This is a genomic window from Pedobacter sp. JCM 36344 (assembly GCF_046546555.1).
Taxonomy (GTDB): Bacteria; Bacteroidota; Bacteroidia; order Sphingobacteriales; family Sphingobacteriaceae; genus Pedobacter.
Genome location: NZ_JBKHKK010000007.1, coordinates 86406 through 97662 on the forward strand (window position 1 = coordinate 86406; position 11257 = coordinate 97662).

The 11257-nt window shown below is 39.6% G+C and carries 8 protein-coding genes and 1 tRNA gene; 3 read left to right on the forward strand and 6 right to left on the reverse strand.

What is annotated here, in order from left to right; all coding sequences use genetic code 11:
- The first annotated feature begins 22 nt into the window (after positions 1-22).
- The gene (locus tag ACHFIZ_RS08625; RefSeq protein ID WP_410884843.1) at positions 23-1621 is read left to right on the forward strand and encodes a response regulator; all 1599 of its coding nucleotides are present in this window, start codon (positions 23-25) and stop codon (positions 1619-1621) included.
- A gap of 3 nt (positions 1622-1624) precedes the next feature.
- On the opposite strand, the gene pth is transcribed toward ACHFIZ_RS08625, so the two are convergent.
- The 4 genes from pth to ACHFIZ_RS08645 form a co-directional block, all read right to left on the reverse strand.
- Positions 1625-2185, reverse strand: a complete 561-nt coding sequence (gene pth, locus ACHFIZ_RS08630; RefSeq protein WP_410884845.1) for an aminoacyl-tRNA hydrolase — start codon at positions 2183-2185, stop codon at positions 1625-1627.
- Between the two features lie 111 nt (positions 2186-2296).
- Complete coding sequence (locus tag ACHFIZ_RS08635; RefSeq protein ID WP_410884847.1) at positions 2297-2875, reverse strand: 50S ribosomal protein L25/general stress protein Ctc; 579 nt, start codon at positions 2873-2875, stop codon at positions 2297-2299.
- A gap of 49 nt (positions 2876-2924) precedes the next feature.
- Entirely contained in the window at positions 2925-3866 is a 942-nt protein-coding gene (locus ACHFIZ_RS08640) for a ribose-phosphate pyrophosphokinase (protein WP_410884849.1), read from the reverse strand.
- 66 nt (positions 3867-3932) lie between these two features.
- A tRNA-Gln gene (locus ACHFIZ_RS08645) sits at positions 3933-4006 on the reverse strand.
- 341 nt (positions 4007-4347) lie between these two features.
- Between ACHFIZ_RS08645 and ACHFIZ_RS08650 the strand changes: the two genes are divergently transcribed.
- Positions 4348-7377: a DUF2723 domain-containing protein gene (locus ACHFIZ_RS08650; protein WP_410884850.1), complete on the forward strand. Its 3030-nt coding sequence runs from the start codon at positions 4348-4350 to the stop codon at positions 7375-7377.
- Positions 7378-7453: 76 nt separating this feature from the next.
- Here the strand turns inward: ACHFIZ_RS08650 and ACHFIZ_RS08655 are convergent, their stop codons facing one another.
- The gene (locus tag ACHFIZ_RS08655; protein ID WP_410884852.1) at positions 7454-8416 is read right to left on the reverse strand and encodes an acetyl-CoA carboxylase carboxyltransferase subunit alpha; all 963 of its coding nucleotides are present in this window, start codon (positions 8414-8416) and stop codon (positions 7454-7456) included.
- Between the two features lie 179 nt (positions 8417-8595).
- Between ACHFIZ_RS08655 and ACHFIZ_RS08660 the strand changes: the two genes are divergently transcribed.
- The gene (locus ACHFIZ_RS08660) at positions 8596-9744 is read left to right on the forward strand and encodes a fatty acid desaturase family protein (protein ID WP_410884854.1); all 1149 of its coding nucleotides are present in this window, start codon (positions 8596-8598) and stop codon (positions 9742-9744) included.
- 100 nt (positions 9745-9844) lie between these two features.
- Here ACHFIZ_RS08660 and ACHFIZ_RS08665 read toward each other — a convergent pair whose 3' ends face one another.
- Positions 9845-11257: a calcineurin-like phosphoesterase C-terminal domain-containing protein gene (locus ACHFIZ_RS08665; RefSeq protein ID WP_410884856.1), complete on the reverse strand. Its 1413-nt coding sequence runs from the start codon at positions 11255-11257 to the stop codon at positions 9845-9847.

Genomic DNA, 11257 nt, shown 5'->3' on the forward strand with positions numbered 1-11257 from the left:
CTCAACTGATACTACCACTAAAATGGAAAAAATAAATATTCTTATAGTCGACGACCGACCCGAAAACATCATTGCTCTTGAGGCTTTGTTGCAACGCGACGATATAAATATCATTTCTACTACCAACCCAAATGAAGCATTAAAACTCTCTTGGGAAATGGACATAGCCATAGGCCTCATCGACGTTCAGATGCCTGAAATGGATGGGTTCGAATTAGTAGAGATTTTAAAGAGTAACCCTAGAACCAAAGATATCTTAATAATTTTTGTAACGGCGATTTCTAAAGAAACCAAATACGCTGTTAGGGGGCTGAATACTGGTGCAGTAGATTACTTATATAAACCTTTAGACCCATTTGTGACTTCTGCAAAAGTCGATTCGTTTATTCAGTTCGTGAGAAACCAGCGTGAACTCAAAAAGAAAAACAAAGAATTAGAAGCTTATCAAAAGGAATTGATCTTGGCAAAGAAACATGCCGAACAGGGAAAAAGAATTAAAGAAAATTTCCTTGCAAGTATGAGCCACGAGCTTCGGACACCGATAAATGGTATTATTGGGATCGCCCATTTGTTGGCAAAGACAGATTTATCAGAGGAACAACATGAGATGCTTAAACTTTTGGCAATTTCTTCGGATTCTCTCTTAGGCGTAATCAATGATATCCTTGACCTTTCTAAAATTGAGGCCGGTAAGTTCAAAATTACCAGAACTGAAACTGATCTGCCAAGACTATGTGATTCTGTCGTAAATCTGCTTAGCATCCGTGCGAAAGAGAAAAACTTAAGATTGATAACAGAACTGGACCCAATGTTGCCTAACCAAATCTTAGCAGATTCCTTAAGGTTAAATCAAATTTTAATGAATTTGATTGGTAATGCAGTTAAGTTTACCTCCGAAGGGAGTGTCACTTTAAGAGTAGAAGCCATAGATTTTAAGGGAAATAGCGTAAAATTAAGATTTCTTGTCATCGATACTGGTATTGGTATAGCTAAAGAAAATACCGAAAAGATATTTGAAACCTTCGAACAAGCCGATGATAACACGACAATCAATTTTGGAGGGACAGGCCTTGGACTATCGATAGTTAAAAATCTTACTAAATTAAAAGGCGGAACCCTGCAGGTTCAGAGTAAATTAGGGTCTGGAACTACTTTTAGCTTCGAAAATTGGTATCAGATTGTAAAGGAATTGAAGCCCTTAATTAAGAGTAATAAAAAGAATTTTGAACCCCTGCCACATCTGAAAGTTCTTGTAGCCGAAGACAACCCAATTAATAAATTTCTGATCATTAGGATTCTAAAAGACTGGGAAATCGATGCCGATGTAGTAGAAAACGGCAAAGAAGCAATCGATAAGTTAAAGTTAAATGATTACGACATCATTTTAATGGACACCTTCATGCCTGTGATGAATGGTCTTGATGCTATAAAACACATTAGAGGTGGCTACGCTCCAGGCAAGGAAAGCATTCCCATTATTACCTTCTCGGCAGCAGTAATGGATAACGATAAAAAAACGGCTATCGAAGCCGGAGCAAATGATGTAGTAGGTAAGCCCTTCGACTTGGAGACCTTACATAATAAACTAACGATGTACACGGACGGCAAAACCCGGCTATAACCGCTATTGATTGAAGGCAGTCATCGTTTTGGCTGGACCAACGGTTACAAAGCTCTTGATCAATTCTGTACTTTTATCAATCAATCCAGGCAGTTCGGGTAGTTCTTCTTTATCGAAGTTTGACAACACATAATCTGCCTGCCTGCCTTTTGGAAAGTTGTCTCCAATTCCAAATCGTAATCTTGGATAAGCCTGTCCCCCACAAACCGCTTCAATACTTTTTAATCCATTATGGCCTGAACTGCTTCCCTGAAGCTTAAGTCTTAGCTTACCCAACGGAAGAGCCAGATCATCTACAAGAACAATCACATTTTCGAAGGGTACTTTAAATTCATGCATCCAATAGTTCACGGCCCTTCCGCTTAAATTCATGAAGGTTGTTGGTTTGATCACATGAAGTTTTTTCCCTTTGAAGGAAACTTCCGAATAGTAGGCAAGGCGAAGATTAGAAAAACTACCACCCAAACCTTTTACCAATTGATCAGCAATTAAAAATCCGATGTTGTGCCTGGTGTATGCATATTCAGGACCAATGTTCCCTAAACCTACGATTAGATATTTCATGATGAAGCAAAGATAATAGTTTAGCGGATATAGCAAATGCGAACTATAGAAAACGCAAAAAGGCGTTGCAGGTATAACGCTGCAACGCCTTTAACAAAAGACTGATTGAAATTATTTCTTTCCGCCAACTTGTTCTGCTTGTTTTAATGCTCTAGACATACCAACAGATACGATAGTGTCTTCAGGAGTATTAGTTACCACAAAATCACCTTGGGCAAGGTCACGTACGCGGAACAAACTACCAACTTCCATTTTAGAGATACTTGCTTCAACAGTTTGGGGCATATCTTTCGGTAATGCTTTAACGCGAAGTTTGCGTAATTTCTGAACTAGTTTACCACCCATTTTTACACCTGGAGAAGTTCCGGTTAATTTAATAGGGATCTCCATAACAATTTCTTTATCATCAAACAGTTGAAGAAAATCAACGTGTAATAATAAATCTGTTAATGGATGGAACTGTAATTCCTTGATGATCGCTTTGATTTTTTGAGTACCTAAACTAATCTCAACAAAATTTGCCTCTGGAGTATAGATAGCATCTTTCAGATCGGTAGAAACTACAGCGAAATGTGCTTGTTCCTTACCACCATACAATACTGCAGGAACTTTGCCTTCATAGCGAAGCTCTTTAGCATCGCGTTTCCCTACGTTCTCTCTTGGAGAACCGCTAATTGCGATTGTTTTCATTTTTTTTGATTGTTGTGAGGCCTAAGCCCCGGTATATAAATTATTAATATTAAACTTCAAAAAGTCCGCTAATCGAACCATGCTCGTTTACATTGGCAATAGCCTTCGCAAACAATGGGGCTGTGCTAAGTACCCGTATTTTATCACTCGGACGCTTCAATGGGATCGTATCGGTTACGATTAACTCCGTCAACATCGAGTTTTCTATCGTTTCGTAAGCCTTTCCTGAAAGTACAGGGTGCGTACAAACCGCTCTGACGCTTCTCGCCCCTTTTTCCATGATCAGTGCAGCAGCTTTCGCAAGCGTGCCCGCAGTGTCACAGATATCATCAATCAATACAATATCCATATCAGTCACGTCCCCTATGATGGACATTGACTCAATTTCGTTTGCTCTTTTACGACGTTTATCGCAAATCACAACCTCAGCATTGAAGAACTTAGCAAATGTACGTGCCCGATAAGAACCACCCATATCAGGTGATGCTATAGTCAGGTTTTCCAATCCTAAGCTTTTAATGTAAGGAACAAATATTACTGAACCGTCAAGGTGATCAACAGGGATATCAAAAAATCCCTGAATTTGAGCAGCATGTAAATCCATCGTCATGATCCTGTGAATCCCCGCTGATTTTAACAGATTTGCTACCAGTTTCGCTCCGATGGCAACACGTGGCTTATCCTTTCTATCTTGTCTAGCCAACCCATAATAAGGAACAACGGCAGTTATATAATGCGCTGATGCCCTTTTGGCAGCATCAATCATTAACAACAATTCCATTATATTATCTGAAGGTTGGTTGGTAGACTGAATGATGAAAGTATCACATCCACGAACAGTTTCATCATAAGAAGGCTGAAACTCACCATCGCTAAACCGGTTTAAGGTAACGACTCCTAAAGGCTTACCGTAGTGCTCGGCAATCTTAAGTGCTAATTCTCTTGTACCAGTTCCGGCAAAAAGCTTAACGGGGTTGAATTGCAATGGCATTATTGAACGGGATCAATAGTGGTTAAAAAAATCGGATTGCGCTTTTACCACAATCCGAATAATGTTTGGTTGCCCGACCAGGATTCGAACCTAGACAAACGGTACCAAAAACCGTTGTACTACCTTTATACTATCGGGCAATCTTCCACAAAAGGCTTGCTTTTAAATGGAATGCAAATTTACGCAGATTTTTCACTTCTGCAATACCAGAGTCGAAAAAATATGAAATAATTTAAGTGACTAATAATTCAACTTCCTAATGATCTGATTTTCATATGAGGTTGGTAGGGGATAATCAGGGGTTGGTAAGACAAAAGGCGTACCAACCCCTGATCAAAGTCAGTTAGAGGCCCTTTCCATAGTCTATTTAAGCAAAGGGAGACAAATGTTAAACTCAATTATATTTAATCATATATCAATCTTATTCTTTATTTTCGGCAGCAATTAAGCGTAATCGTAATAAGAACTACATTTATAACAAATGAATTATTCTAAGATTAATAACATTACCGGCTGGATCTGTTTCGTCCTTGCCACCCTAACCTATATTTTAACATTAGAGCCATCAGTAAGCTTTTGGGATTGCGGCGAATTTATCGCTGCTGCATTAAAAATGCAGGTTGTACACCAACCGGGAGCTCCATTATTTCTAATGATCCAGCGCTTCTTTTCGTTATTCGCTTTTGGAGATCTTACTAAGATCGCTTACTTCATGAACGTTGGTTCAGCAATTGCAAGTGGCGCTACCATCCTGTTCTTATTCTGGACCATCACAGCTCTAGCTAAGAAAATTTTGATTAAAGAAAATGAAGAGGTCAGTAAAAGCAACCTGATATCAATTATGGGAGCAGGGGCTGTTGGTGCATTGGCATACACCTTTTCAGACAGTTTCTGGTTTTCAGCAGTTGAATCTGAGGTTTATGCATTATCATCGCTTTTCACTGCAATTGTTTTTTGGGCTATCTTAAAATGGGAAGCGAATGCCAATGAACCCCGTGCGGATAAGTGGTTGCTATTTATCGCCTACATCATGGGTTTATCGATCGGAATCCACTTATTGAATCTTCTAACTATCCCTGCAATAGCATTTGTATACTATTTCAAGAAGACAAAAAATCCAACCTCTGCGGGGATCTTCAAAACTGCAGCCATAGGCATCTTAATTCTTGCAGTGATTCAGTATGGCATCATTCAATACCTAGTATCAACCGGAGCATCTTTTGACCTTTTCTTTGTGAATACCTTAGGCCTTGGATTCGGAACAGGTATTTTGTTCTTCGCAATTCTTGTAATTGCCGCATTGGTTTGGGGAATCAGGTATTCTATCAAACACGAGAAAAAAATTCTTAACTTGGCTTTACTATCAACCGTACTGATCGTTTTTGGATACGGATCGTTCGCAATGATCATCATCAGAGCCAAAGCAGATACCAACTTAAACAACAGTGATCCGGACAATGCATTCGCTTTCCTTGGTTATTTGAATAGAGAACAGTACGGCGACAGGCCATTACTTTTTGGACCGAACTATAATTCTGAGGTTGTAGAAGTTGAAGAAGGGAAAACAACCTACAGGAAAGGCGTTGATAAGTATGAGGTCGCGGGTAAAAAAACTGATTATATCTATGACAGAACCACCCCTTTCCCGAGGATGTACAGTGATGATGCCAGGCATATCGGCTACTACAAAGATTTATTAGGTCTTGATGACACCGCATTCCCAACATTATTTGACAATATCAAGTTCTTCTTTAGCTACCAAACAGGAATGATGTACATGAGGTATTTCATGTGGAATTTTGTCGGTAGGCAAAATGACGAACAAGGACAAGGTAGTGTATATGAGGGTCAATGGTTAAGCGGAATCAAGCCTATAGACGCAATTTTCTTAGGAAATCAAAGCAATTTACCACCAACTATAACTGGGAGCAACGCATACAATCGTTTTTTCTTCCTTCCTTTAATATTGGGGCTATTGGGTGCGATCTGGCATTTCAAAAGAAATCAGAAAGATGCAGGAATCATTGGTCTGCTATTTTTTTTTACAGGTATGGCGATCGTACTATATCTAAATCAGAAGCCGATGGAGCCCAGAGAGCGTGATTATGCTTATGCAGGATCATTCTATGCATTCGCGATTTGGGTTGGTCTTGGTGTTTTAGCCATCAGAGAATGGCTTGCTAAAAAAGTGAACCCGCTAAATGCAGGTATTTTCGCTTCAATTATTGGCTTGTTTGCGGCTCCCGTAATAATGGCCCAGCAAGGATGGGATGATCATGACAGGTCGGAGAAAATGGTAGCGCATGATATTGCCGTGGATTATCTTCAGTCCTGTGCCCCAAATGCAATCTTATTCACTTATGGGGACAACGATACCTATCCATTGTGGTATGCACAGGAGGTAGAGAATATAAGACCGGATATCCGTTTGGTTAACTTAAGTCTGTTTGATACCGATTGGTATATAAATGGGATGAAACGCGTTCAAAACGAATCCGCGCCGTTACCTATTTCCATGAACGAATCCAAATATGTTCAGGGTGTGAGAGATATCCTGCGGTACAGGGATTCCAATATACCTGGATCAGTTGAATTAGCAGACGTTCTGGCGGTATTACTATCTGACAATGACGAAGATAAAGTGCCATTGCAAGGTGGCGGAAGGGAAAATTTCATTTTCACTAAAAACTTCAAATTGACCGTCGACCGTGATCAGGTAATTAAAAACAACATCGTAGATGCCAAAGATTCCGCAAAAATTGTTCCTGCAATGGAGTGGAAATTTAACAAAAACTACGTTACTAAAGGCACCCTTGCTATGTTTGATATATTGGTGCACAACAATTGGAAAAGACCAATCTACTTTGCAAGCACAGTTCCATCAGAACAATACAACGGCTTGGACAACTATCTTTACAACTCAGGCCTGGCTTTACAGTTGCGCCCTTTGAAAGTGGATACCTCATTAGCAGGTAAGACTGAACTATTGAATGTTCCGGTTCTGTACAACAACATCATGAACAAATTTGTATGGGGTAATGTCAAAAATGCCAGTTACCTTGATACACAGTCTACAGACGATGTATCTATTTTCACCAATGTCTTCAATAATACCATCTCTGGATTGCTAAATGAAGGCAAAACTGAAGAGGCTAAAAAGGTAGTTGCTAAATATTTTGAAGTGATGCCTGATAAGTTCTTTGGTTTGCGTTCAATGATGGGTAAATACTTCATGGCAGAAAACCTTTATGCGTTGAACGATACGAAACGTGCGAATGAGATGATTGAGAAATGTGCAGTGTACATCCAAAAAGAATTAGTATACCTGGCAGATGTTTCTGCAAGTAAAGGTAAGTTCACAGGTGGTCAGAATATCCAATTGGGGATGTCGTTTTTAAACCAAATGTCTAAAACGGCCGCAAAATATAACCAAACGAAATTAAGCGAAAATTTGCTTAACCAGTATAAAGCATTGGAAGGGCGTTTTTCCGCGTTCTATGCCCCTCAATAACTGAAATTCATCCCCATTAAAAAAGCCTTGCAATTTAACATTTGCAAGGCTTTTACATATTTAGTAATCTCTGCAGCTATTCTACTACTACACCCATGGCGCAGAATTTGTCTATCCTGTTCGAGATCATTGTCTGTGTTTTTTCTTTCTTTAGTTCTTGAAGATCTTTTAAAATCTGAGCCTTAACTGTTTCGGCCATTGCTTCAGGATTCTGATGAGCACCACCCAGCGGTTCCTTAATTATGCCGTCGATCAACCTGTTCTTAAACATATCGTCGGAAGTTAATTTAAGACAGTCGGCAGCACGTTCCTTATAATCCCAGCTCCTCCATAAAATGGAAGAGCAGGATTCCGGAGAGATCACTGAGTACCAGGTATGTTCAAGCATATAAACTTTATCACCAATGCCGATACCTAAAGCCCCTCCCGATGCACCTTCGCCTATGACAAAGCAAAGAATCGGAACCTTGAGAATAGACATTTCTAACAGGTTTCTTGCGATAGCCTCACCCTGACCACGCTCCTCTGCTTCAAGACCAGGATATGCACCCATCGTATCAATAAATGATATAACGGGCTTATTAAACTTTTCTGCCAGTCTCATTAAACGCAAAGCTTTCCGGTAACCTTCAGGATTAGCCATACCGAAATTACGAAACTGACGTTCTTTGGTATTCTTACCTTTTTGATGACCAATGATCATTACTGATTGTCCACCGATGATTGCAAAACCACCTATTATGGCTTTATCATCCCTTACGGTCCTGTCTCCATGCATTTCAATAAAGTCATCACAGATCATACTGATGTAGTCTAGCGTCTGTGGTCTCTCAGGGTGACGAGACATCTGAACTTTTTGCCAGCCAGTCAAGTTGCTGTAAAGGTTGTTTTGGGTTTCAATGATCTTCTCTTCGAGTTCAGTTAAAGTTGCAGACATATCTACTTTTGTTTTATCGGCGATTTGTTTGACCTTATCAATTTGCTGAACCAATTCAGCCAAAGGCTTTTCAAAATCAAATGATGTTTTTATCTGTTCCATAAGCGGGGTGTAAAAGTAGGAATTTTATTTTTAATGCATGAATTACTATCAAACATCTGGAATCTCATTATCTACGTAACTTTATAATAACATGCACCACTCCTTATTGTAATCATATTGTATTACATTAGCCAAATATCGTAGGGGTAAGAATCATATGAATTATAACAAAGTAAAGAATGGCTAAAAAGCTTAAATTTAGGAATGGTAATAAATCTGCCTTTTATGCAACAGTTCGTTCCAGAGTAGATCACTATTTTAACGACAATAACCTTTCCACCTATGCTAATGGGGCAATGTGGTTCAAAGCCATATTCTTTTTGACTATACTCATCGGCTTGTACCTAAGCATATTACTGGGAAACTTAAGTAATCCTGTGATGCTGGTGCTAGCTGTATTGCTTGGAATGACCGGTGCTTTCGTCGGCTTTAACATTTGTCACGATGCGATCCATAAGTCTTTTTCCTCCAATCAAAAGGTAAACGAAGTTTTTAGCTTTGTCTTTAATTTAATAGGCGCTAGTCCATATGTGTGGAACATTTGCCATAACATTGTACACCATACCTATACGAATATTGCGGGCCATGATGAAGACATAGATGTAGCACCAGGACTGATCAGGTTCTCGGAATCCGAAACAGTAAACAAAGTTCAGCGTTACCAGCATTTTTATGCCTTTGGTCTCTATAGTTTAGCCATGCTCTCCTGGGTATTCAGAAAAGATTACAAAAAGTTCTTTCAGAAAAAAATTGGTGAGCACGTTTGTGACCACCCAAGAATAGAATATTTTAAGCTCTTCTTTTACAAGTCGATCTATTACTTCCTTTTCATAATTCTGCCTATGATTGTTATGAATGTAACCTGGTGGCAATTTTTAATTGGCTTTATGGCAATGCAGTTTGCGCAGGGTCTTGTACTTGGATTGGTCTTTCAACTTGCACATGTGGTGGAAGGAACTAGCTTTCCGCTTCCTGATGAAGATGGGAATATTGAAGAAGCATGGGCAGAACATCAGTTACGAACAACAGCTAACTTCGCGGTAGAAAGCAAATTGGCAGCATTTCTTTGCGGTGGATTAAACAGACAAGTGGAGCACCATTTGTTCCCAAAAGTGTGCCATATTCATTATCCTGAGATTGGAAAAATCGTAAGGCAAACCGCATTAGAGTTCGGCTTGCCTTACATAGAAAGCAAAACTTTTAGTGGAGCATTAGTGTCGCACTACAAAATTCTTCGCAAATTAGGGAAAGAGGCTTACAAAGAAAATAAATACGTTAATCAGGCATCTTGTACGCAAACTCGAAAGGTTTCTCCGATATACGCCTAATTAGTAGGTTCGGCATCCTGAATATTGGACGTCCTGACTGTTCAAGCCCTTTGAAACACTATAACAGTCCTTCTGAACACTCTAACCTGTCCTTGGTAGCTTATGCGCTAATCTCCTGAGTATATTTATTTCCAAAACGATCCGTTGCAATCACTTTAACCTGCTTTACTTCAGGTTTGAAATGAGCCATAAATAGGTGTTCTGTCTGCGTTGGCTTAGTAAAAGCTCGACCCTTTGCGGGCTTACCCTTAGCATTTAACTTTACTGCTTGTGGATCACTACCTGTCTGCTGTTCGAGCGAACCCATATTCTTTCCGTCAAGCTCATACTCAATCTTCCATTGGGGATCCCAGTTCCATACATTAGCGAGTAACCGCTTTTGATTCGTAAGTGTATCAAGCGTTAAGCTTATCTGATGTGCTTTGGAAAGTCCTGTAGGCTTATAAAACCACTTTAAGTCATTGCCATCAACTTCATACACCCCATATCCTCTTGGAGTTCCATCTGAGCAAATGTCGCCTGCCCACCATGCGCCACAAACAGCACCATGGTTGTGCTCAAAGATATTATCAGTGATCTTGTTCACATTGTAGTGCGTATGTCCAGACATGATGTGAACGTTAGTAAAACCTTCTAATCTCTTATACAGTTCTTCCTTGTTTTTAATAGAGTTGTGAACTGGAATATGGAGATTAATGACCAACAAATCTTCTTTTTTAACATGCTCCAGATCCTTAGCCAGCCAACTGAGCTGCGTTTCGCTAATATAGCCATCGTAGGTACGTTCAACGCCCAAATACCTTACATCATCCATGACTACATAATGAGCCTTCCCCCTGTTGAAGGAATAATATGTAGGCCCAAAAAACTCTTTAAAGGTCCGGTCAGATGTATCGTCCCCACCCTCTCTGTAATTCATATCATGGTTACCTAAAGCTTGAAAGAAAGGGATTCCCATCATGGCTACAGCTTTGTTGTAATCTTCAAAGTATTCCAGGAAATCCCATGCAAGATCTCCAACGCAAATTCCGTGAACTAATGCGTCCGGGCCTAAAGCTTTAATGGTTGCTATCGTATCAGGTACCGAAGTTTCCATCATTTGCTGAACATCGTCTTTGGTTCTTACCTGTGGATCCGCCCATATGATGAAATTATGCTTGACGTCATTTTTCTTTAAGCTGGTAAGCACGAAATCATATTCGTTTTTAGCGCCAAGAACTTCATACTGTTTTGCAATATTGGCATTCGTTTTAAACTCGTAGCCAGATGGCGTACTCATAAATAAGTTACTTGCTTTCTCGTTCAGGTCTATGCTGTACTGACCTTTTGCATCGGTTTTGACGACAGAAAAACCATCTGAAATTACTACGTTCGCAACACCCCTATTTTTATCCATTACCTTGCCACGGATCATTTTGTCACGGTTCAAGTTGGTAAAGGCTTTTGAATTTAAAGAAATAAATGCACTTCCGGCAATAAACCCCAGGCTCTGTATAAATGATCTTCTTTTCAT